This is a genomic window from Collinsella sp. CLA-JM-H32 (assembly GCF_040098165.1).
Taxonomy (GTDB): Bacteria; Actinomycetota; Coriobacteriia; order Coriobacteriales; family Coriobacteriaceae; genus Collinsella.
Map to the genome: position 1 here is coordinate 1 of NZ_JBBNMZ010000001.1, position 22,795 is coordinate 22,795.

Here is a 22,795-nt window from a genome sequence, read left to right on the forward strand (position 1 = left end):
GCCGGGAGGGCGCGGAATAGACATAGCCCCCGTCCCGGCGAGCCGGGCGGCCTTCGGGGATACCCCCTATTTCGCTGTGCGCGCGGAGCCCTCCGCATGCGCCTCGACAGACTTGGGGAACCCCGCCGAAGGAATGGAGTGCGGGCCGACAGAACGGTATCCGCGGATATGAGACTGAGCCGAAGGCGTCGACGACATGCCGGGGGCGGACCGGGACGGGTTCAACGGCAGGCCCCGCCGACCGATTGCAAGCGGTCGGCGGGGCCATTGTGGCTCTTGACAGCGGATTGGGTCATATGAGCGAAAGCCCGCCAGAGCGAGCAAGGTGCCTTAAAACGAGGCGGCATTGACCTTCTGGTCATGCCGCCGAAGTTGAAAGGCAGATTGCCGCTCTGGCGGGCTTGCAGCGTCGGCCCGTTACGCGGTTTGGTAAAACCGCGTAACTTACATGACCATAACGTAGCGCGATCCCACGTAGTACTGCTTACCCATCAGGACCGGCTCTCCATTGGGACCGGTAAAGCTGGCACGCAGGTTGAGCAGGGGATCGTGCGGAGCAATACCCAACTCGGCCGCCTGCTCGGTATTGGCACGAACGGCCTCGACCGTGCGGTAGCCAACCGAGACAATCGGCGTTCCGCCAACACGCTCGACCTCGGCAAAAATCGACTTGTCCTCAAGATCGGCCGTCAACAGCTCACGGTAGGCGTCAAACGGCACAAAGATGTTCTCCTCAAAGATGGGCTCGCCGTCGGCTGTACGCACGCGCTTGATGTGCAGCAGCAGCGCGTCCTTCTGCAGGCCAAAGAACTCCATCTCGTTTTGACGTGCCGGCACAATCTGGCGATCGACCACATGCGCGCCCGCCTTCATGCCATTATCGGCACACAGCGCGGTAAACGTCTGCAGCGTCGAAGCGTGGAACTGGCGGTTGATGTGCGGCGTGGAGACAAAAGTGCCACGGCCCTGCTGCTTAACCAGGTAGCCATCGGAGCACAGCTCCTCGACGGCGCGGCGCACCGTAATGCGGCTCACGTCGTACTGCTCGGCTAGCTCAAGCTCGGACGGAATACGCTCCTTGGGTGCATAAACACCTTTCTCGATCGCGTCCTTGATCTCGTCGTAAATCTGCTGGTAAAGCGGTGCATTTTTGGGCGCAGGCATATCTGATTACTCTTATCGAAATATTGAAATAACTAATACGTATATAACGTCTAGTTTCATGTTACCTCATATTGATAAAACGATACACCCTCCCTACCAAAAAGCGACAGCTTCATTTTGGCAGGTTTTATCTAGGCAAACGAGAGCCTCCCGAAAGCAGCGAGGCTTTCGGGAGGCTCAAGCGGACAGGATTGCGTCAGGCCAGCAAAATGCCAAAACCCTACTTGCCGTCGTCCTGCTGCAGGCTGTCCTGTTCACTGAGGCGCGCCTGCCTGCTGGCCATGCGTGCGGGCTTGTCGGGATCGGGAACGGCCGTGGGCATGGGCTCGTCGACATGACCGCCCCACCAGCCGCCCACAAAGTTGAGCGTGTGGAACACATTGATCACGGCATCGGGATCAATGTCGCACACCAGCTTGATAATGTCTTGGCTCTCGTAGGTCGAGACAACGGCGTGCAGCAGGTACATCTTTTCGCGGCTGTATCCGCCAATGACCTCGGCACAGCTAATGCCATGCTGAAAATGGTCAACATAGGCGGTCATGACCTCATCTGCCTTACGCGTCGTGATCTGCAGCGTCACGCGATCGTAGCGACGATAGAAACTGTCGATGGTCTTGGTCGAAATAAACTGAAACACGATGGAATACGCCGCCTTGTCCCAGCCAAACATAAAACCAAAGATCGCCAGGATAAAGCAGTTGAAACCAAAGATGACGCCCCAGATGGTCTTGCCCGTGTGGTTGGAGACCCACAGCGCGATAAAGTCGGTGCCGCCGGTAGATGCGCCGGACTTTAGCGCGATGGCAGCGCCCAGACCCGAGACCACGCCGCCAAAAATGATGAGCATAATCTTGTCGCCCAAAAATGGAGCGAAGTGAAAGACGTTGAGGAACAGCGACGAGAGCACGACCTGCATCATCGAGAAGATGACGAAGCGCTTGCTAATGCCGCTCCAGCATAGGAGCGCCACGGGAATGTTGAGCGCAAGCATGCCGAGCGAGATGTCGATGTGAACGCCGCCCAGCGAGGTAACGCGATCGAGCAGGACCGCAACGCCGGTGAGGCCGCTCGGAAGCAAGTCGGCGGGCTGAATGAACGCCTGGATCAGGAATGTCTGGAGAACGGCGGAAATCGTGACCGCCACGGCAGTAATAGCGCGGCGGACGATGGTGAGGCGGCCGAGTACGAGCACTCGGTCCGTGAGCTGATCGATGGCGTTCGCCACGCAGGCTCCTTTCGAAGGCAGATGTAGTTGTGGGGTATGTCCGCGATTGTAGCATGGAGCGTGCGGGGGCGCTTCAATTCACCCTCTCTCGACAACCAAAGCGGGACCAGCAACCCCACGACCAAAGGCCCAAATTACAAGTGAGTAGACTTTACGCGACCTGCAGAGCACACCCAAAACCGCCACCCCTGTGACCTGCGGTTTTACTAGAGCAGATGCGCTTTGTGCTCGTCCTGCACCAAAAAGTCTACTCACTTAGTCCGAATCGAAGCCAAACGGATCAAAATCGAAACCAAATTGAGCCAGTCCACCGCAAAAAACGTTTGAACCCGTGCTTCTCGCGGCGGATTGACACTACAAAGCGGCCAAAATGTCGGTCAGATTATCAATAACGGCATCGGCTCGCGATTGATCGAGGTTGACGCCCTCGTGCGGGCGCAGTGCCAGGACGCGGGCGCCGGAACGTTTGCCAGCCTCGATGCCCAAAGGCGAGTCCTCGATAACCAGGCACTCGGTAGGCTCCACACCCAGCGCCTCCATGGCACGCAGGTAGATCTCGGGGTCGGGCTTAAACGCACTGCACTCGTGACCGCTGATGGTGTAGTCCAGCACGTCGGCGATACCGGCAATCCCCACCAGCTCGTCAATGAGCTCGCGATAGGACGAGCTTGCGATGGCGCACTTCACGCCGCGCTCGTGCAGCTTGCGCATCACCGGCTCCGTCTGCTCGTTGAGCAGCTCGGCATACGGAACGGGATGGTCTGGGCTGTAGACCTGCTTGTACTCCACGCGCAGGCGCTCGCGCAGCTCAACATCGTCAGGTACCAGCGACTTCCAAATGGCGGGCTCGTTAGACCCCGAAAGATCGGGGATCTCGTCAAAGTGAAAGCCCTTCTCCTCCATAAACGCCACGCGACGACGGTTGTAGAACCACTCGGTATCGACCAGCACGCCGTCCATGTCAAACAGCACTGCCTTGATCATACGCATCTCCTCCCACCTGCCAAAAAGGGACAGGTTTATTTTGGTAGGTTTTATCTGGGATTTGCGACGCGACAGACACGCCCTCCCCAGAGCAAAAAAGGGGATGGGGCGCAAACCCCATCCCCTCTCAATCAACCCGTAAGGTCTACTTACTTGTGATTAGTAGGAAAGCTTCCACATGTAGCGACGCATGGTCAGCGGATGCTGACGGGCCTCGGCGATCTGGTTGCCGTACTCGCGCATAACGGCGAGGTGCAGCAGCGGGTTGAAGTAGGTGACGACGCTCGCGGGCACGGCGTCAGCCAGGCCGTAGTCCTTGGAGTCGATCAGAGCGACCTTGGCGCCCATGCGCTCAAGGAAGGTGAGGGCGCGGGCGTCCATCGGACGGGTAGCGCCATCGGACATGAAGAAGACGTAGGGCTTACCCTCGGTGGAAACCTCGAACGGGCCGTGGAAGTACTCGCCGGTGTTGTAGGCGGCGGCGTCGATCCACTGCATCTCGGTGAACAGGAAGGCGGCGTGAGAATAAGCCATCTTCTCGGAGGCACCGGAAGCCATGAAGTAGATCATCTTGTCGTCCTTGAAGTCCTCGGCGAACTTCTTGGCGAGCTTCTTGCAGTGCTGAGCGGCGTTCTCGCAGAGATCGAAGATGTTGGTGAGGCCGGTGATCATGTCCTCGTAGTGGTCATAGCCCTCGGTCTGCTGAAGGATCTCGAGAGCAAGAGCGATGGCATAGCCGGGCTTCTCGCACTTGGCAGCGTAGTTGGCGTGGAAGCCGTGAACGATAACGTGGTCGGCGTCGACGGTCAGAGCGGAGCCAGGCTTGTTGGTGAGGGAGACGACCGGGCAGTTGTGCTTCTTGGCGGTCTTGTTGGCCTCGACGGTCTCGGGCGTGGAGCCACCGAGGGAGCAGGTGATCACGAAGGTGTGCTCGTTGACCCAGGAAGGCGTATCGTAGTTGAACTCGTTAGCGGTGAAGATCTGAACGTTCAGCTTGTCCGTGTTGTTGGCCAGGAAGTACTTGGCGGGGTACAGGTCAGACATGGAAGCACCGCAGCCGACGAAAGCGACGCTGTGAATCTCGTGGTCGGACAGGACGTCAGCGACGATCTGCTTAGGGAGGTTAAGATCGATCTCGTACATCTGACACATTCCTTTCGATTTTTGCGGCGCCACTTTGCCGGGCGCACGCAGGGTTACCGTGATTTGGACCGAATCGCCGGTCCGTTGAAGATGCGACAAAGGGACTGGCCTATTGTCACGTATAGGGATGGGAGCCTGCCTGGGGTATGGGATGTCAGGCAGGCCCCCGGGGGAAAGCGGTTAGACGCTTGGTCGCGACTAGGCCAGGATGCCGGCCGCGGAGAGGGCGATGCCGCCCACGATGGCGATCACGAGAAGCCAACCGGTGTTGACGTTCTTCTTGATGAGCCAGTACATAAGGCCGGTGAGGCCGAGGGAGATCATCTGCGGCATCATGCCGTCCAGGATGTCCTGGATAACGACGGTACCCTCAGCGAACTGCAGCGGGGTGGTGGCGCCGATCAGCGTAGCGATCATGCCGCCCACGGACATAAGGCCCACGATGCCGCAGACATACATGAGCTTCTCCATGAGGTCGCCGCCCTGAAGCTTGCTCAGGTACTCGTGGCCGCCCTGATAGCCCATCTTGGCTGCGAACCAAGTGATCAGCACGGAGGGGACGATGGAGATGAGCATGGCCAGGATCGGGCCCATGATGGAGCCCTGCTGAGCCAGCTGAACGCCCAGACCAAAGGCGATAACGCGGATGGTGCCCTGGAAGAAGGAGTCACCGATGCCGGAAAGCGGACCCATGAGGGAGGTCTTGACCGCGTTGATCGAATCGGGGTCGAAGTTCTCGGGATCCTTGGCGTACTCCTCCTCCATGGAGGCGGAGAGGCCCAGGATGAAAGCGCTCGTCTGCGGGGTGCAGTTGTAGAACGCCATGTGACGGTGGTAAGCCTCTTTCTTAGCAGCGAGCTGCTTGGGGTCGGACTCATCCGGATAGAGGCGATCGAGCGTGGGAACCATGCCGTAGAGGAAGCCCATGTTCATCTGACGCTCGTAGTTCCAAGAGGCCTGGATGGCCCAGGAGCGCCAGAAGAACTGGCTGACCTTCTTGTTCAGGGACACGTCCTTGGTTGCGGTTGCCATAGTGTGTTCCTCCTTAGTCTTCGTCGTCTTCGAGCGGATCGTAGTCGGAATCGACACCGGCGGCTGCATGGGAACCGTTGAACTTGAAGCCCATGAAGACGACAGCCAGGCACACACCGATCAGAGCGACCGCGATGACGGACAGGTTGAGGTAAGCGGCGAGCAGGAAACCGATGAACAGGAACGGAGTCATACCCTTCTTGATCATCATGGTGAGCAGCAGGGCCAAGCCGTAGGCGGTCATGATCTTGGTCGAAACGTTAAGACCGGTGGACAGCCACTCGGGAACCATGTTGACGATGGCCTGAACCAGGTCGGTGCCAACAAAGACGGCGAGGAAGATCGGCAGGAAGTACATGACGGCGTACAGACCGGAGCCGGCGCAGATGTGCATACGGTAGGCGGTCTTGAACTTTCCGTTATCGATCGCGCTATCTGCCACATGGGTGAGGGCGGCGATGATGGAACGGAACACGATGCCGAGAAGCTGACCCAGGACGGCGACCGGGATGGCGATCGTCATGGCGGTCTCGGCGGAAGCATCGGTCAGGCACGCAAAGGCAGCGGCCACGATGCCGCCCAGGACCATATCGGGCGGAACGGCGGCGCCGACCTGCACCAGGCCCATGGACACGAGCTCGACGGCGGCACCGACGGCAAGGCCGGTGGGCACATCGCCCAGCAGCAGACCGACGAGCGTAGCGCCAACGAGGGGCTGCTCGAAGTTAAGACGACCGAGCAGGCGGGAGTCCCACATGCAGAACACGCCGACGAGGCCGACGAGCACCGCACTGATGAACGTATTCATACCCTTCTCCTTTCAGTCAGGCAAAAGCCTGGTTGATTACAGCTTGGCGTCGATGTCGACGCTCTGATACGTAGGGGTCTGCTGAACATAGAGCTTGATGCCCATGTCGAGCAGCTGGTTGACGTCGGCCTTCTGGGTGGCGTCGAGGAAGACGGAGCTGTCCTTGCCGCCGACCTGATCGGCGCCGTCGTGGTTGGCGGTGGCGCCCAGGTTGATGGCGTCGAGCTTGTAGCCCTGGCAGAACTGCAGCATCTCGGCAGTGTTGCCAAAGACGAACATGACGCGCTCGCCGAGGGTGTTGAGCTTGTCCATCTTGGCGAGGGCACGCTCGACGGTGAAGACGTTCAGACGCACGCCCTGGGGCTTGGCCAGCTTAAGAGCGCCCTTCTTGATGTCATCGTTGGCGGCAGCGTTGTCGACGACGATGATGCGCTCGGCCTGAACCTTGGTGGTCCAGGTAAAGACGACCTGGCCGTGCAGCAGACGGTAGTCAAGACGTGCGAGGACGATCTTGGCGGGACCGGAGCTGTGACGGGGCGCCTTGGCCTTCTTGGCGGGAGCCGCGGCAGCCTCGATCGGTGCGTTGGGGTTGGTCAGACCGGTGCGGGCCTCGTTGATGAGGGCCGCGAGCTCGGCACCCTTGACGGGGACGGGGCTCATAGCGAGCGTGAGCGCCAGCGGGATGTTGAAACCGCTGACAACCGTGAACTTCGTGCCGTTCTTGGAAAGCTCGACCATGCTGTTGTTGACCGAGCTGCCGAGCATATCGGTCAGCACATAGACGGTGTCGTCCGCGTTGAACGTGGCGATCATGGCGTCCACCTTATTGGTGATGGGCTCCTTGTCGTCACGAGCAAGCGACACGACGTGGACGTTCGACACGTCGCCGAGAACCATCTCGAGCGTGTCTTTGGCGCCTGCGGCCAGGCCGCCATGAGATGCGAGAATGATCTGATTCATCTTGCCTCCTCCTTTTCGTTATGGTCATTATAACGTCTTATACGTTGCGGATATTGCTAATTAGTATAAAGACCGCTCGCGGGTGAAAATCGACCGTTGACGGGTTTAACGTAATCGAAACGTTGGGGCTGGGTAGGCCGGCGCTGGCTGGATAACCCCAGATCAGACGCCGCGCCAATCCCCTATCGCACGAAGTACCAGGGGCTTTCCTGCACGGTGGGCTCCAGCGCGATGCCGGTGCGCTCGCGGAACAGATCCATGTCCTGCGATTTCTCCGTCCACCACGCATTGGGCTTAAAGGTCATGCTCTCAACGACATGACCGACAAACACACTGTTGCGCAGCCTGGAGAAGTCGGTGTTCATAATCAGGATGGACGCGAGCACCAGCACAATGCCCAGGACCTTGATCGCGCCGGCGGGCTCGGCATAGACACCAATGCCCACCAGTACGGTGACGACCGTCTCGAATGACATTACGACGGGAACTTTCGACGTCTCGAGCCCCATGGACAGACCCTGCATATATAAGATGTAGGCCACGGCTGTGGGGATGAGTCCAAAGCCAAGGAACAACAGCAGCAGCTGTGGCGACATTGCCGCGGCGACATCTGGCCACGGAGCCGCGATAGCTGCCATAACCGCACCGCCAAAAACAAAGCCCCAAAACGTGACAGCCAGCGGGTGGACCGTCTTGGTTGCTATTCGGCTAAACACCGCGAGCGACGCACCACAAAGGCCTGCAATCACGCCCGACGTGACGCCCCAAACCGAAAAATGAAAACCGGAAAGGTCGCCATTGGTCACCGCAAGCACGCAGCCAACGATGTTAAAGACAATGGCAACGAGCTTGTTAGGGGTCACGTCCTCGCGATAAAGCACGCGGCCGAGCGCGACGCCAAACACCGGCGAGGTGTAGAGCAGCACCGAGGCCGTGGACATGCCCACCTCGCCCATGCACTCGTAATAGCAGGTGTTAGCGGCGGCCAAACCGACGATACCGACAAGTGCGCAGGGAACAAGCTCTTTAGGGCTTGCCTTGAACAGGGCCAGCGGACCCTGAGCCACGGTAGACCCCTCACCCGGACGGCAGCCCATAAACATCAGAACCGGCGCCAAGATAAGCGCTCCGACCAACAAGCGAAAGGCCGCCATGCTCTGGGACGAAACGCCCATGGCCGCAATGCCGTTTACAAAGATTCCGATGCTGCCCCACATAAGCGCGGCGATCAGCACCAGCACATAGCCCAGATTGCTTTTCTTCAACGCAGCCTCCTCGGTATTGTTTCCAATATGTTTCACACTACGTTATAGTCGTTATATACATTTTTCAAGACACAAATCGGCGAGCGGAAAAATCTGCTCTACCGCTACAACCCATTGGTGCAAAGGGGTCAGGTTCATATGCGACAACTTGGTGCAAAGTAACCTGTCCCCAATGACTAGGACTGTCCCCAAGTGCCGAACGTCTCCAAGTGCCGCATCTGGGCCAAGGCGACGCCGATGCTTTGGCAACGCCAGCGAAAACCCACCTGAGCGAGCAAGGTGCCTTGAAGCGAAGCGGCATTGACCTTCTGGTCATGCCGCTGAAGCTGAAAGGCAGATTGCCGCTCAGGTGGGTTTGCAGCGTCGAGCCGTTACGGCGTTTGGTAAAACCGCGTAACTAATACTCAAGCTTCCACATGTAACGGCGCGTCATGTAGTCCTTGTGCGTGACGGCAGAGAGCGCGCGCATGTACACATTGTTGAGGATCGGGGCGAAGATCAGGTGGTTGAAGTACTCGCTCACGCTGTCCTTGATGTCGTTGAGACCGAGCTCCTTGGCGTCGAGCTGATAGACGCGCTCGCCACCGTACTGGTTGACGAAGCGGATGCCGCGCTCGTCGTTGCAGCGGCTGCGGCCGACGCTGATGAGCTGGAACAGCGAGGTGCGCTTGTCCAGGATCTCGAAGGGGCCGTGGAAGAAGTCGCAGGTGTTGATGGTGCAGGAGTCGATCTGCAGCATCTCCTGCACGTTGCAGATGCTAAAGACGTAGGCAGCACCAAAGAGCGGGCCCTGGGCCATGACGTTAATGCAGGGCTTGTCGGCGTTCTGCTCGGCCCACTTGGCGGCAAGCGGACGGGTGTACTCGACGGCCTTGCGATAGATGGGGTCAACCAGGTCGAAGGCGGCCATAGCGGTCTCGTACTCGGCATAGCCCTCGGTCTGCTGCGTGAGCTCCATGGCGATCATGGTCACGACGGCGGAGTTGGTACGGCCCATGCAGGACTCGTCGACGGCCAAGCTGTCGTACTGGATCTTGTAGTCGCAGACCTCGGTGAGGCCGGACTCGTCAACATAGATGGCGATGGTGCTGGCGCCGTGGTCCTTGGCGACCTGGGCGGCGACGATGGTCTCCTTGGTGCCGCGCATGGACACGACGACGGCCAGGGTGTTCTCGTTAACGTAGGCGGGGGTTGCGTGCACGAACTCGTTGCTGGTGTAGCTGGAGCTCACGACCTGCGTGGCCTCGTGCTCCATAAAGTACTGGGCAGGATAGTTGCCGCCGTTGGATCCGCCGGTGCCAATCCACACGACGCGCTTGATGCCGCCCTTGTCTGCCTTGTCAGCCAAAACCTGGGAGACGACATCCTTAACCTGTTCCTGAGTAGTCATCGTGCATCAGCCTTTCTTCTCGTTTGATGCTCTCGATGGCATACAAGTTACATACATGTTTTGGTTATGTCGACTAGTTGTATGCTATATTTGACTTAGAAATTCTGCTGGTAAGGTTTTCGACTTCTCGTTACCAGCAGTTTTGTTGTTGTATTGAATACATGCTTGATTAGACTCGCATACAAGTTAGATACAGGTTGATCACATGAACGCTTCGTCTAAAAAGAAACTGAGCCAATACGAGCGCTTGGCGGGCATGTTGCGTGACCGCATCGCCGCCGGTATCTACGCACGCGGAGACAAGCTGCCGTCCGAGATGGAACTCATGGACGAATCGGGGCTGTCGCGCAGCACCGTGCGCCACGCCCTTAAGGTACTCGTTGATGAGGGCCTGGTGCGCACCGAGCGCGGGCGCGGCGCCTTTGTGGCCGACACGCCCGCGCTCCACGAAAACAACCTGGTGTTTTCGAGCTATACCAAGCAGGTCGAAGGCCAGGGCATGAAGCCCACCACGCGCACGGTGGACTCGGGCTTTACCAAGGCGGGCGGCAGCATAGCTAAGTTCTTTGATGCCGCCGTGGGCAGCAAGCTCGTCAAACTTGTCCGCCTGCGTTATCTGGACGATGCGCCGCTGTGCCTGGAGACCACCTACCTGCCGCCAAGCTTCGAGTCGCTCATCGACCGCGATATCAACGGTTCGCTCTACGCGACGCTGCGCCAAGAATTCCATCGCGCGCCAGCACAGGGACATAAGACCTTTGAGGTGTGCTATGCCTCGCAAAACGAGGCGTTTTTGCTCAACGTCGAGCGCGGGCAGGCGCTGATCCTGATCACCGACTACGTCTACGACACCGACGGCCGACCGCTCCATGTCTCTAAGCGCATCCAACGCACCGACCGCGCCAAATACACCGAGCCCATCGGCTAACCTGCCAAAACCACCGCAAAGGGGACAGGCACCTTTGTGGTGGTTTTAGGCGAGGAGATCGGGGAACCAGGTTGGTTTGGGTTGGTTGGGCGTGCGCTCGGCCAGGACCAACTCCATCCAGCACATGTCGTACCAGCGGCCGAACTTTTGGGCACAGCGATCGAAGGCGCCCACCAAGCGATATCCCATATGGGCATGGAAGTCCTGGCTATTGTGCGTTAGATACTCGTCGTCCTTGTCGTGCGGCACGGCGATGAGCGCGCACATATTGGTGATGCCCATCGCGATCAGGCACTGCTTGAGCGCATCGTGCAGCTTGCGACCCAGCCCGCCATGGCGCACATCGCGTGCCAGGTAGATCGACGTCTCGACCGACCAGTCGTATGCCTCGCGGCTGTTAAGCGGACTCACGTAGGCATAGCCTACCGGACGCCCGTCCAACTCCATCACCAAATACGGATAGCGCTTGAGCGTACGCTCAATACGCCCGGCGAACTCCTCAACGCTCGGCACCTCGTATTCGCAGGTAATCGCCGTCTGGCGCACATACGGCTCATAGATGGCAAGCAACGCCGGCGCATCATCGGGCGTCGCCAGGCGAATCGTCGGCTCGGACATCTCGGTCATACAACCCTTCCCCCTCAAAAACAGAGGCCGCCTTGCGCCAAACCCAGCGCAAGGCGGCCCCCCGTCATTACATCAGGCTACAGGACAGCCGCCAACGCGTCGATATCCTCCTGCGTCGTGGCCCAGCTGGTGCAAAAGCGCACCACCGTGTGGGTCTCGTCGTACTTTTCCCAGTACTCGATCGCCGCATGCTCGCGAATGCGCGCCATGTCCTCGTTGGGCAGAATCACGAACTGCTGGTTAGTCGGCGTCTCCAAGAAGAACCGGTAGCCGTGCTCGTGCAGCACGCGACGAAGCGCCTGCGCGGTTTCGATCGCCTGACGGCCAATCTCAAAATACAGGCCGTCGGTAAAGAGCGCCTCAAACTGCACACCCGTCAGGCGGCCCTTGGCCAACAGCGCGCCGTGCTGCTTAATACGCGGAATGGGATGCGCCGGGGCGCGCATGCCGCAGAACACCACAGCCTCGCCGCAGAGCGCGCCGCACTTGGTGCCGCCGATGTAGAACACGTCGCACAGCTGCGCCAGCTCGGGCAGGGTAATGTCGCACTCATCGGCCGCCAGCGCATAGGCCAGGCGGGCGCCATCCACAAACAGCGGAATCTCGCGCTTCTGGCACACTGCGTGAATCGCCGCGAGCTCGGCCTTGGAGTACAGCGTGCCGTACTCGGTCGATAGGCTCACGTACACGGCACCCGGGAACACTGTGTGCTCGTAGCTCTCGTTTTCGTAGAACACCTGGATATAGTTCTCGAGGTCCTCGGCGTGCATCTTGCCCTCGTAGCCGGGGATGGTGAGCACCTTGTGGCCGCCAAACTCGATGGCGCCCGCCTCGTGGCAGGCGACGTGGCCAGTCTCGGCAGCAACGACGCCCTCGTACGGCGCGAGAAGCATGTCGATCACCGTCGCGTTGGCCTGTGTGCCGCCCACCAGAAAAAACACGTCGGCATCGGGGGCCTGGCAGGCCTCGCGAATAAGGTGCTTGGCACGCTCGGTATGTGCATCGGTACCGTAGCCGGGCTGCGGCTCCATATTAGTGTCGACGAGCGCCTGCAGCACCGCCGGGTGTGCGCCGTGGGAATAATCGTTGTTAAACGCGAGCATGGCAATCCTCTCTTACCGGGTATCGGCCAGATGATTCAAACGGAGCTATTGTACGCCGTTGGGATAGGCAATACGCGCGGCAAGGCACTCAAGCGCCAGCACCAGGGCAAAGCCGCAGCTCACGTCACTCAAAAAATGCGCTCCGATCACGATACGGCCAAAGGCGACGAGCGCCGCGACCACAGCCGCCGTCCAAAAGACCACCCGGCGGCGCGACGGCTTTTCCTTAAAGGCCGCCGCGGGAAGCCCGGCGAGCATGAGGCCAATCGCCGCATGCGCGGTGTGTCCACTCGCGAACGACTTAAAGCCGTCCTTGATTACGCCGGCGGCGATATAGCTCCACTTGTCGGGGTTGCCAATCACCCACCACGGCTGAAAATTGAGCCCCGGCGTGACCTCGATCACGCGCATGCGCGGGCGCGACCACAACGGCTTGACGATCACGTTGAGGATAATGGCCTGAGCGACCCACACGGCAAGCACCATCAACGCCCAGCGCGTGAGCTCGTCAGGCTCGGTCGCGCGCGTGAGGCGATAGACGATAAGGTTGGCGGCGATCACCAGCACAAACGTCAGCACCAGCTGAACGGCAATGAGTTTACCGCCAACCCGCAGGGACGAAACGATCTCGTAGCCGGTCAGGCCAACGTTGACGAGGATGCCGAGCACGGCGAGCCATTTGCTCCCCTTGGAGTCGGGACGCACCGCGCGTACGAGCATAACGCCCGCGACGCTCGCCGTCAGCTCGAACGGCAGCTCGCCGGTCGCCTCGACAAAGCGACCGAACAAGCTGGATGAGTTAAACAGCATGCTCGAGATTTGGTAATCGAAAAAACTGCCCACGCCCAGACAAAGGCACAGGACAACCGCGATAATGGCGACATCTTTCTTATAGATGTATCCGAACATGCTTTCCTTTCGGTCGGGCGAAGGGTCGACCCGCAACGTGGTGGGGCAAAGATAGCTTTGTCCCATAAATACCCTTACAGGTTGAGCATAAGTGAGCGAAAACGTTCCATTTGTGGCAAGGTGGCCCGAAGGAGGAGGGAAGCGTACTTGCGTACGCGACCGACGAGTGAGGGTCAGATTGCCCAAATGGAGCGTTTGCAGCGTCGACCCGTTAGTCGTCGTCGCTGGCACCCAGCTGTTGCAGCAGCATGAGTGCCGCGGCCACGGGGCCGGTGCCGTCGTTGGCGTCGAGACCGCGACCCAGGCCGCTGCCCGCACCGGCGCCTGCCTTGTAGGGTACCGACAGTTTGCGGCTCTTGGGGAAGTTCACCGCGCCATAGCGGGTCTTAAGCTCAAAGGCCACCTTCTTGGGCACGTCAACGCCCAAAAACGTGATGCGGCCGCCGCTGAGCGTGACGCTCTCGAGCCCCAAGCGCTCGCCGCGGATGCGGATGCGCGCGCGGTTGAACAGGTTGAGTCCCGCCAACGGCAGCTCACCATGCGCGGCCTCGGTCTCTTCCTGCACCTCGTCAATGCTCTCCAGGTCCTCGGCCGCTGCGAGCTTACGGTACACGAGCACGCGCTGGTCCACCGCCGGCAGGTACTCCTCGGACAAGAAGTAGTCGGCCGGCAGGTTAATACCCACGCTCGCCGCCTCCACGCCGGCGTCGTCATCGCCGCGCGCCTCGGCCACGGCCTGGCCCAGCATCTGCGTAAACAGATCAAAGCCCACGCTCGACAGGTTGCCGTGCTGCTCGGCTCCCATAAGCGAACCGGCGCCACGGATCTCTAGGTCGCGCATGGCGATGCGCATGCCGCTGCCCAGGTCCTGGAACTCGGAAAGTGCGGTCAGGCGCGCCGTTGCCTCCTCGGTGAGCGGCAGCTCGCCGGGGAACATAAAGTACGCGTAGGCCTGCGTGGCAGAGCGGCCCACACGGCCCTTGAGCTGGTAGAGCTGCGCCAGGCCAAGGCGCTGCGAGTCCTCGATGATCAGCGTGTTGGCCGTTGCGTTGTCGATGCCGCTCTCCACGATGGTCGTGGCGATGAGCACATCGATCTTTTTGGTCGCGAACTCAATCATCACGTCCTCGACCTCGCGCGGGCTCATCTTGCCGTGTGCCACGCCCACGCGCGCCTCGGGCGCGGCCTCATGCACGCGCGCCACGGCGTCATCGATGGTCTTAACGCGGTTGGACACGTAGTACACCTGGCCGCCGCGGCCCACCTCCAGGCGAATCGCCGCGCTCACCACATCGGGGTCGTACTCCCCCACGTGCACGATCACGGGACGACGCCCGGTCGGCGGCGTGGTGATCAGGCTCATATCGCGCACGCCGCTCGTAGCCATCTGCATGGTACGCGGGATAGGCGTGGCCGAAAGCGTGAGCACGTCAATCTGCTCGCGCAGGTTCTTGAGCTGCTCCTTGTGCTGCACGCCAAAGCGTTGTTCCTCGTCAATGATCACCAGGCCCAGGTTTTTGGGGTTCACATCGGCCGAAAGCAGGCGGTGCGTGCCGATAAGCACGTCAATCGTGCCCTCGGCGAACGCCTTGAGTGCGCGCTTTTGCTGCGCCGGTGTGCGGAAGCGGCTGAGCACCTCGACCTCAAGGCCAAACGGAGCAAAGCGCTCAAAGAACGTCTCGTAGTGCTGCTGGGCCAGAATGGTCGTGGGGCAGAGCACCATGACCTGGCGGCCGGAGTCAACGCACTTAAACGCCGCGCGCAGAGCGACCTCGGTCTTGCCAAAGCCCACGTCGCCGCACAGCAGGCGGTCCATGGGCTTGGGCGCCTCCATGTCGGCCTTAATGTCGGCGATGGCCTCCAGCTGGTCGCGCGTCTCGTCGTAAGGGAAGCTCTGCTCCATCTCGATCTGCTCGGGCGTGTCGGGCGGGCAGGCGATACCGGTAATCGACGAGCGGCGCGTATACAGATCGACCAGGTCAAACGCCAGCTTTTTGGCGTTCTTGCGTGCCTTGTTGGTGGCACGCGTCCAGTCGGCGGTATTGAGCCTGGTCAGGCGCGGCTTGTCACCGTCGGGACCGACGTATCGCGTGATGCGGTCGACCTGCTCGAGCGGCACGTAGAGCTTGTCGCCGTCGGCATATTCCAGCAAAAAGTAGTCGCGCTCCTTGCCGCCCACTTCTTGGCGCGCGATCTCGCTAAAGAGTGCGATGCCGTGAGTGGCGTGCACCACGTAGTCGCCCGGCTTAAACGGGAATGTGATCTGCGTAATGTCCACCTTGCGGCGGCTGCGCGCGCGGTTGGCGTCCATGCGGGCGTTGAGGTCGGCAATCGAGAACACGGCCAGGTTGGCATCGGGCACCACCACGCCCTGCGGCAGAGCGGCATCGACAAAGGTCACGCGTCCGCGCGAGATAGTAGGCACGGCGGCGCCGGCGGCTGCCTGGGCGGCACCTGCCTCGAGCGAGCGGGCGTTGAGCGCATCGGCCTTGCGCTCGCGAATTGCAGCATGGGCATCCTGACGGGCAGCACGGTCGGCAGAATCTGCCGCCGCCACGCGCACGCGCTCGCCGATAGCGCCGACATTTTCGGGCGCCGCGGTCAGCGATTCCTCAAAGGTAATGCCCTCGTCGCCAAAGGTGAGCTCCATCGACTCGCGCGCACCGCGGTCGGGAATGGCAAACACGCAGGCGTAACGCTTGCCCACGACTTCCTGAATGCGCGTCATAAAGCGATTGTCCGAACCCGCGATGGCCGGCTGCTCAATCTTGAGCTCGGCCGTAACCGCACCGCCGGCACGGATGAGGCTTACGTAGTTCAGGCGCTGCTGAGCACCAAAATCGAGCTGCTGGGCACGTACATACAGGCCATCCAGTCGGTCGACCCCCGCCTCGCCGGCACGGGCCTCGATATCCTCGTAGGCACGCAGGCAATCGTCGAACAGCGAGCGCGGCTCGGACAGCACCACGAGCGCCTTGCCGCTCACGTGCGCCAGCGGGCTCACGGTCTGGCCGTACATCACCGGCAAAAAGCGGTCGAGCTCGGGCGTGACGATACGCGCATCCACCATCTCGAGCAGCGCTGCCAGTTTGCTGTCGTCCTGGCTGGCGCGATAAAGCGCCACATGCATGTTGTGGACGGCCTCGTCGGTAAGCGCCAGCTCACGGCAGGGGAAGATCTCGATGCTGTCCTCGTTGCCGATGGTCTGCCCCGTTGAGCTCACCATGCGACGGATGCGATCGATCTCGTCGCCGAAGAACTCGATGCGCACGGGCGCTTTTTCCTGCGCGGGGAACACCTCGACGGTGTCGCCGTGCACGCGGAACAGACCAGGCGCGTCGGCGGCGCCGGCATTGGTGTAGCCCATGCCCACCAGGCGCTGCGACACCTCGTCAAAAGGAATCTCCTCGCCCACCGCGAAGGTCGTGGACTCCCAGTAGCGGCTCTCGACCGGCGGCACGCAGCGCAGCAGCGCGCGGGCCGAGGCAACCATGATGCAGTTGTCCCCGCGCACGATGCGCCCCAGAGCCTCGCAGCGCTGCGCCACCACGGCATCGTCGGGCGCCTGCTCGCGCCACGGATAGTCCTTGCGCTCGGGAAAACGGCACACGTGCGCCAGGCCAACGTAGGCGGCAAGGCTGCGCGCGGCGCGATCGGCCGCATCCTCGCCACTCACAATGTAGACCGTCGGGCGCGGACGGCGCGCAAACTGAGCGGCCGCCATAAGCGTGCGGCCCGACTGCGACACGGCCAGCGTCACGTCCTCGCCGGCATCGAGTCCGGCCTCGACGGTCTGCAGCGCCTCGGCAGTGTAGAGCTGCGCGGCTATACGGTGAATGAGCATGCTGTTCCTCCGGCATCGCAACGCCAAAAGCCCGCCGGGGCAAGCTCGGCGGGTCGTACGTCAAATACATTGTCTGTCATGGTAGCGCATGGAGAGGACTCCGGCTCAAGGACAAACCCAGCCCCGCAAAAAACGCCAGACGAAAATGCGTTCCGCCCTACCCCGCTACGCGCACGCTGGGGCACAAATCTGCCAGCGGACACTCGTCACACTTGGGTTTGCGGGCATCGCAGATCTCGCGACCAAAGGTGATCCACTGATGGTTGACCGACTCCCAATACTCGTGCGGCAAAATCTTGAGCAGATCTTGCTCGGTCTTGAGCGGCTCCTTGGCATGCGTCTTGGGGCTCAGCATCAGGCGGTGCGCAATGCGGTTGACGTGCGTGTCCACCGCAATGCCCTCCACGATGCCATACCCCACGTTGAGCACGATGTTCGCCGTCTTGCGTCCCACGCCCGGCAGCTTCACGAGCTCCTTCATGTCGGCCGGCACCTCGCCGCCATAGTCGGCGACGATCATCTGCGCGGCCTCGACGGCATGCTTGGCTTTGCTCTTGTAGAAGCCGAGTGACTTGATGGTGTCTGCCACGTCAGCCACGCTCGCCCCAGCCATGGCCTCGGGCGTGGGCCACTGGGCAAACAGCCGCGGCGTCACCTTGTTGACCTGCGCATCGGTCGTTTGCGCCGAGAGCAGCACCGCGATCAGCAGGCGGAAGGGATTCTCGTGGTCCAAAAAGCACTCGACCGGGCCATAGCGACGGTTGAGGCGCTCACACACCTCGATGGCGCGCTCGCGCTTGGCGGCATTGGTCTCGCGTGGCATAACGACTCCTCGGCTCAACGGCACAATAAACTTATGGGCACAATTGTCCCACGTCCGAGACGCTTACGCCTCCAAGAATGCGCCGGTCTGACGGCTCCACAGGCTCGCGTACTCGCCACCCGCCTCGACGAGCTGCGCATGCGTGCCGTCCTCGACGATCTCGCCATCGGCCAGCACCACAATGCGGTCGAGCGCCGCCACGGTAGACAGGCGGTGCGCCACCACAATGGAGGTGCGGCCGCGCATCAGGTTCTCGAGCGCCTCCTGCACCAGCGCCTCGGACTCGCTGTCGAGGGCAGAGGTCGCCTCGTCGAGCACCAGAATCGGCGCGTCGGTTAGGATGGCGCGGGCGATAGCCACGCGCTGACGCTGGCCGCCCGAGAGCTTGACGCCGCGCTCGCCCACCATGGTGTCAAAGCCACGGGGCAAGCGGTCGATAAACTCCAGGGCGTTGGCCAGGCGCGCGGCCTCGCGAATCTGCTCATCAGTGGCGTTGGGACGACCGTAGGCAATGTTTTCGCGAATGGAGCGGTGGAACAGCAGCGCCTCCTGCGGCACGTAGGCAACCTGGCGGCGCAGGCTCTGCTGCGTGCAGCGCGAGACATCCTGACCGTCCACGAGCACGCGGCCGCCCTGAACATCGTCCAGGCGCAGCAGCAGCTTGGTGAGCGTCGTCTTACCCGAGCCCGATTTGCCTACCAGGCCCACGCGCTGGCCCGCCGCCACATGAAGCGCCAGGTCATCGAACACGCTCTCGCCCGCTGCAGCATCACGGTACGCAAAGCTCAGGTGCTCAAAATCAATCGCGCCCTCGGTCACTTTGAGCTCAGAGGCGTCCGGGTCGTCTGCCACCAAACGTGGCTCGTCCAGCACGCGCGTCATCTCGGCCGCATCGCCGAGCGCGCGGTTGATGCGCTGCATCATGGAACTCACGTAGTTCAGGCGCATGGTGAGGTTATAGGTGTAGGTAAAGATCATGACGAGCGAGCCGGCCGAGATGCCAAACCACGCGTTGCCGCCCGCCACGAACACACTCACCACGGCCATGGTGATGACGATAAGGCCCGAGGTCGTAAAGTTGCGCTGCATCATGGCGTGCATCGAGACCGTCTCGGCGTCGCGCGCGGCACGATCGGCGGCGTCGAACAGATCGCGTTCAAAGTCCTCGCGCCCGCAGGTCTTGACGGCCAAGATGTTCGTGACCGCGTCGGAGAGCACGCCCGAGAGCTTGTTCTGCGCGGCGGACGTCGCGGCCGAAAGCGGCATGATGCGCTTGTACATAAGCCAGACAAACGCGATGTAGACGGCCATGATGCACACCAGGATCACGGTAAATGTGGGCACCACCGGGGCGAGCGCCGCCACCGTGCAGATGACCGAGGTGATGGTGGGGATGAGCGAATACACCGTCACGTCCACCAGCCCCGTATAGCCGCTCATAAAACGGCTCGTCTGGCTCACGAGCGATCCGCCAAAGCGGCTGGTGTGAAATGTCATGGATTGGTTGGAGAGCGTGTCGAAGCATAGACGCGCCAGGTGATAGTTGCCTGCGATCTCGAGCTTGTAGACGGTGTAGTCCTGTAGCTTGGAGAGGATCTGACCCACCAGGTTAACGAGTACGAGCGCCAGGATATAGGGGCCGAAGACCTCAAACACCTGGTCACCCACCACGGGACCGGCTTGAACGCGGTCGACAATGAGGGCCATCACATAGGTATTGGCAAACGTCAGCAAAAAGATGTAGCCCGCCGACGAGAACACCGAGAGAAAGACAATCAGCGGCTGCGTGCGCGTGACACCCCAAAACCGCTGCAGCGTGCGGCGCACGGTGGAGCGGCTGAGCGGGCTGGTGCTTCTCTGAGACATGGGCTTCCTTTCGCATCTGATAGGGCGAAACGCCATTGTTGCACATTGGAGCACGCTCCAGACAAGTGCGATACGAAAAGCGGTAGGGCGCCCGCGTTTGCACCGGTGCCCCGCCGTCTTGTTGCAATTAGTCCTCGTCTTCTTGGTCTGTGGGAAGGCCCGCGGGCGTGAGTCCCAAGATCTCATCGACTTGGTCGGCGTCTTCCAGTGCGTCGATGTCCTTGAGCTTGCGCTCCATTACGTTGGTGCGCGTGGTAATGATGCCCTCGACCGTTTTGCCCGCGGTCTCGATCTGCTGCTGGGCGCGGCGCAGCGCCTTTTGATAGCGCGGCAGCTCGGCCTTGACGGCGGAGAGCACGCGCAGTACGTCGTCGGTACGTTTTTGCAGCCTAAACGTCTGGTAGCTCATCTGCAGGCTGTTGAGAATGGCGGCCATAGTGCTGGGACCGGCAACGTTGACATGATAGTCGCGGCCCAGGGTTTCGATGAGCCCGGGTCGGCTGACGACCTCGGCGTACAGCCCCTCAAACGGCACGAACATGATGCCAAAGTTGGTCGTTGCCGGCACACTCAGGTACTTTTCGCAGATGTCCTTTGCCTCGCGTTTCACCATCATATCGAGCGTCTTGCGCGCTGCGGCAACGGCCTCCGCATCGCCCGACTCCTGGGCGTCGAGCAGATGCTCGTACGCGTCGCCCGGGAATTTGGAGTCGATCGGCAGCAGCACGGGATCGCCCTCGTCTACCGGCAGCTTGACGGCAAACTCAACGCGCTCCGAGGCGCCGGGCCTGGTGGCAACGTTTTCCAGATACTGGTCGGGTGTGAGGATGTCCGTCAGGATCGCACCCAGCTGTACCTCGCCCAAAATGCCGCGCGCTTTTACATTGCCCAGCACACGCTTGAGGTCGCCTACGCCGGTGGCGATAGATTGCATATCGCCCAGGCCCTTGTACACGGCCTCGAGCTGGTCGCTCACCTGCTTAAACGATGCCGAAAGTCGGTCGTTGAGCGTGCGAGAGAGCTTCTCGTCCACCGTCGCGCGCATCTGATCGAGCTGCACGTTGTTGTCTTCGCGGATGGCACCCAGCTGAGCATCGACCGTCTCGCGCACCTTGTCCAGGCGATGCTCGATGCCCTCGCGATTGGCGCCGAGCTGTTGGGCGGTCTCGCGGCGCAGATCATCCATCCGGTCACCGGCTTGCGAGAACTCGCGCGCGATGGTCAGGTAACGTTGCTGCTCTACGGCCGCATCGGTCGTCTGCTGCTGCGCGATGGCATTGGCCGTGCGACGGGTTTCGGCCAGCGCGACGTTCAGGGCATCGAGCGCTTTGTTAGCCTGCTCGAGTGCTGCCAGCGTTTCCGCGCTACTGTCGCCACGCTCCCGCAACTCGGCACGCAGGCTCTTGAGTTGGAGGGCGCAAGCCACAGCAACCCCCACCGCCACCAAGGCGATCACAACAAGCACAATATCAATAGCAGACATAAACTCCGCCCAACAAACCCAATCGAGCACCAATCAAAACCGCGATCAATCTTACCCCGCCATACGCACCGGGCGCCCGGTCCCTTCTTGGGCGCCCCTCTCCTCCGCATATTCCATAATGCGGCGTGCCGTCTCCCTGCTCACCTTTGAGTCATCACCGGCTAAATATGCGTACACGTTTCCCTTATTCAGATTCAAATCGCGGCAGAGACCGTAGCGCGTTACGCCCGATTCCTCTAGCGCTCCCAACGTTCTTTTTCGCATCAGGGCGTTGATCCTTCTGTCCGCCACTGGCTTTTCCTTCACCGCTCTATACGCACGCCAAACGTTGGCATAACGATTAGGAAGTTTATCCTCGGCGCATAGAGATGCCAGGCTACCCGTTTGGGCGTACAAGGACAAAACGCCTCGGTAACCCTCTTCCATCCACGAACCCTCGGATAAGCCCAGAACGTATTCGGCTTTACCCTGTGCCAAAGCGAGCAAAAACAGGGGCTCCGCCACGCGCGGCGCAACCGTCGTCGCTTGCTTAACCAGTTTTCTAAAACTGAGCGACTGCTGTCCGGATAGCTCTCGGCAATAGCCTTTTAAGAATCCCTCAAAGGTCAGATTCAACCGAGCACCTCCTTTTTGTATTGCCTGTATGCACAGACCATCTCTTGATAACTCCGCTCCGAAGGCGACGACGCCAGTGCTTCTCCCTCGTCGAATATAAGCCGTTCGAGCAGCCCCCAATCAAGTCGGTCGACGAATGCCTGACTATGAAGATCGATGATGTCGTTCGGACGGAAGGCATAGAGCTTCATTACCGCCAGATCCTCCAAGGATGGCGTAAAGTACCTGATAAAACGCGCCCCAATATCCAAGGGGATCAAACGATCTTCGTAATTGAATGGCATCTGATTACAATATGCCACCGCCATACCATTCACCTCGGGGTATCGAGCTATGATCTCGCGGAGGCACCTGTCCGCCTCAAACACATCGATGTCATGTGTAACCGAACGATTCGTCACATCGTTTAGCATGAAGGCGCTTCCTCCCACCAATACAACGCTCGGCCTGTCGTCTCTTGGACCTATTTCCAGCTCTGCCTCTTCGTCAATGCCCAACAGAGTCTGCTCTAAATCCTGCTTATGCATAACAAATCCTATTATTATTCAACTTCAATAATACTATTCAGTCGCACGACAGGACCAACAGGATGCAAGAATTCCGCTCGTGGCGATAATCCCTAC

General features: G+C 60.6%; 19 protein-coding genes. 1 reads left to right on the forward strand and 18 read right to left on the reverse strand.

Annotated features, from left to right (window positions below; translation table 11 throughout):
- Positions 1-444: 444 nt before the first annotated feature.
- From AAA021_RS00005 to AAA021_RS00045, 9 genes are all read right to left on the reverse strand, one after another.
- The gene (locus AAA021_RS00005) at positions 445-1,164 is read right to left on the reverse strand and encodes a GntR family transcriptional regulator (protein ID WP_271747344.1); all 720 of its coding nucleotides are present in this window, start codon (positions 1,162-1,164) and stop codon (positions 445-447) included.
- Positions 1,165-1,384: 220 nt separating this feature from the next.
- The gene (locus AAA021_RS00010; protein WP_349087458.1) at positions 1,385-2,392 is read right to left on the reverse strand and encodes a YitT family protein; all 1,008 of its coding nucleotides are present in this window, start codon (positions 2,390-2,392) and stop codon (positions 1,385-1,387) included.
- Between the two features lie 354 nt (positions 2,393-2,746).
- Positions 2,747-3,376 carry an HAD family phosphatase gene (locus AAA021_RS00015; RefSeq protein ID WP_035136782.1) on the reverse strand — a complete coding sequence of 210 codons (630 nt, stop codon included), beginning with the start codon at positions 3,374-3,376 and terminating at the stop codon, positions 2,747-2,749.
- 159 nt (positions 3,377-3,535) lie between these two features.
- Positions 3,536-4,519, reverse strand: coding sequence for an SIS domain-containing protein (locus tag AAA021_RS00020; RefSeq protein ID WP_349087460.1), 984 nt, complete (start codon positions 4,517-4,519; stop codon positions 3,536-3,538).
- A gap of 198 nt (positions 4,520-4,717) precedes the next feature.
- Positions 4,718-5,551, reverse strand: coding sequence for a PTS system mannose/fructose/sorbose family transporter subunit IID (locus tag AAA021_RS00025; protein WP_035136780.1), 834 nt, complete (start codon positions 5,549-5,551; stop codon positions 4,718-4,720).
- 13 nt (positions 5,552-5,564) lie between these two features.
- A complete protein-coding gene (locus tag AAA021_RS00030) occupies positions 5,565-6,359 on the reverse strand; it encodes a PTS sugar transporter subunit IIC (protein ID WP_006235136.1) in 795 nt (264 codons plus the stop codon).
- Between the two features lie 36 nt (positions 6,360-6,395).
- A complete protein-coding gene (locus AAA021_RS00035; protein ID WP_349087463.1) occupies positions 6,396-7,319 on the reverse strand; it encodes a PTS mannose/fructose/sorbose transporter subunit IIAB in 924 nt (307 codons plus the stop codon).
- 182 nt (positions 7,320-7,501) lie between these two features.
- Positions 7,502-8,584 carry a DMT family transporter gene (locus tag AAA021_RS00040; protein ID WP_349087465.1) on the reverse strand — a complete coding sequence of 361 codons (1,083 nt, stop codon included), beginning with the start codon at positions 8,582-8,584 and terminating at the stop codon, positions 7,502-7,504.
- Positions 8,585-8,981: 397 nt separating this feature from the next.
- On the reverse strand, positions 8,982-9,974 hold the full coding sequence (locus AAA021_RS00045; protein WP_349087467.1) for an SIS domain-containing protein: 993 nt from the start codon (positions 9,972-9,974) through the stop codon (positions 8,982-8,984).
- A gap of 205 nt (positions 9,975-10,179) precedes the next feature.
- On the opposite strand from AAA021_RS00045, the gene AAA021_RS00050 reads away from it, so the two are divergent.
- Positions 10,180-10,902, forward strand: a complete 723-nt coding sequence (locus tag AAA021_RS00050) for a GntR family transcriptional regulator (RefSeq protein WP_161145298.1) — start codon at positions 10,180-10,182, stop codon at positions 10,900-10,902.
- Positions 10,903-10,947: 45 nt separating this feature from the next.
- Here the strand turns inward: AAA021_RS00050 and AAA021_RS00055 are convergent, their stop codons facing one another.
- The 9 genes from AAA021_RS00055 to AAA021_RS00095 form a co-directional block, all read right to left on the reverse strand.
- Entirely contained in the window at positions 10,948-11,529 is a 582-nt protein-coding gene (locus AAA021_RS00055) for a GNAT family N-acetyltransferase (RefSeq protein WP_035136775.1), read from the reverse strand.
- Between the two features lie 77 nt (positions 11,530-11,606).
- Positions 11,607-12,632, reverse strand: a complete 1,026-nt coding sequence (locus tag AAA021_RS00060) for an aminotransferase class V-fold PLP-dependent enzyme (RefSeq protein WP_349087468.1) — start codon at positions 12,630-12,632, stop codon at positions 11,607-11,609.
- 45 nt (positions 12,633-12,677) lie between these two features.
- A complete protein-coding gene (locus tag AAA021_RS00065) occupies positions 12,678-13,541 on the reverse strand; it encodes a phosphatase PAP2 family protein (protein ID WP_349087470.1) in 864 nt (287 codons plus the stop codon).
- A gap of 211 nt (positions 13,542-13,752) precedes the next feature.
- Positions 13,753-17,385, reverse strand: a complete 3,633-nt coding sequence (gene mfd / locus AAA021_RS00070; protein ID WP_349087472.1) for a transcription-repair coupling factor — start codon at positions 17,383-17,385, stop codon at positions 13,753-13,755.
- 157 nt (positions 17,386-17,542) lie between these two features.
- Positions 17,543-18,208 (reverse strand): endonuclease III, encoded by a 666-nt coding sequence (gene nth, locus AAA021_RS00075; protein WP_035136768.1) that lies wholly within the window; start codon positions 18,206-18,208, stop codon positions 17,543-17,545.
- A gap of 63 nt (positions 18,209-18,271) precedes the next feature.
- Positions 18,272-20,074: an ABC transporter ATP-binding protein gene (locus AAA021_RS00080; RefSeq protein ID WP_196026333.1), complete on the reverse strand. Its 1,803-nt coding sequence runs from the start codon at positions 20,072-20,074 to the stop codon at positions 18,272-18,274.
- Between the two features lie 127 nt (positions 20,075-20,201).
- Positions 20,202-21,557: a DNA recombination protein RmuC gene (rmuC, locus tag AAA021_RS00085; protein WP_196026332.1), complete on the reverse strand. Its 1,356-nt coding sequence runs from the start codon at positions 21,555-21,557 to the stop codon at positions 20,202-20,204.
- A gap of 51 nt (positions 21,558-21,608) precedes the next feature.
- The gene (locus AAA021_RS00090) at positions 21,609-22,172 is read right to left on the reverse strand and encodes a transcriptional regulator (RefSeq protein ID WP_195361561.1); all 564 of its coding nucleotides are present in this window, start codon (positions 22,170-22,172) and stop codon (positions 21,609-21,611) included.
- Positions 22,169-22,699: a DUF6036 family nucleotidyltransferase gene (locus AAA021_RS00095; protein ID WP_349087475.1), complete on the reverse strand. Its 531-nt coding sequence runs from the start codon at positions 22,697-22,699 to the stop codon at positions 22,169-22,171. Before AAA021_RS00095 ends, AAA021_RS00090 begins: the two co-directional genes overlap by 4 nt.
- Positions 22,700-22,795 lie beyond the last annotated feature (96 nt).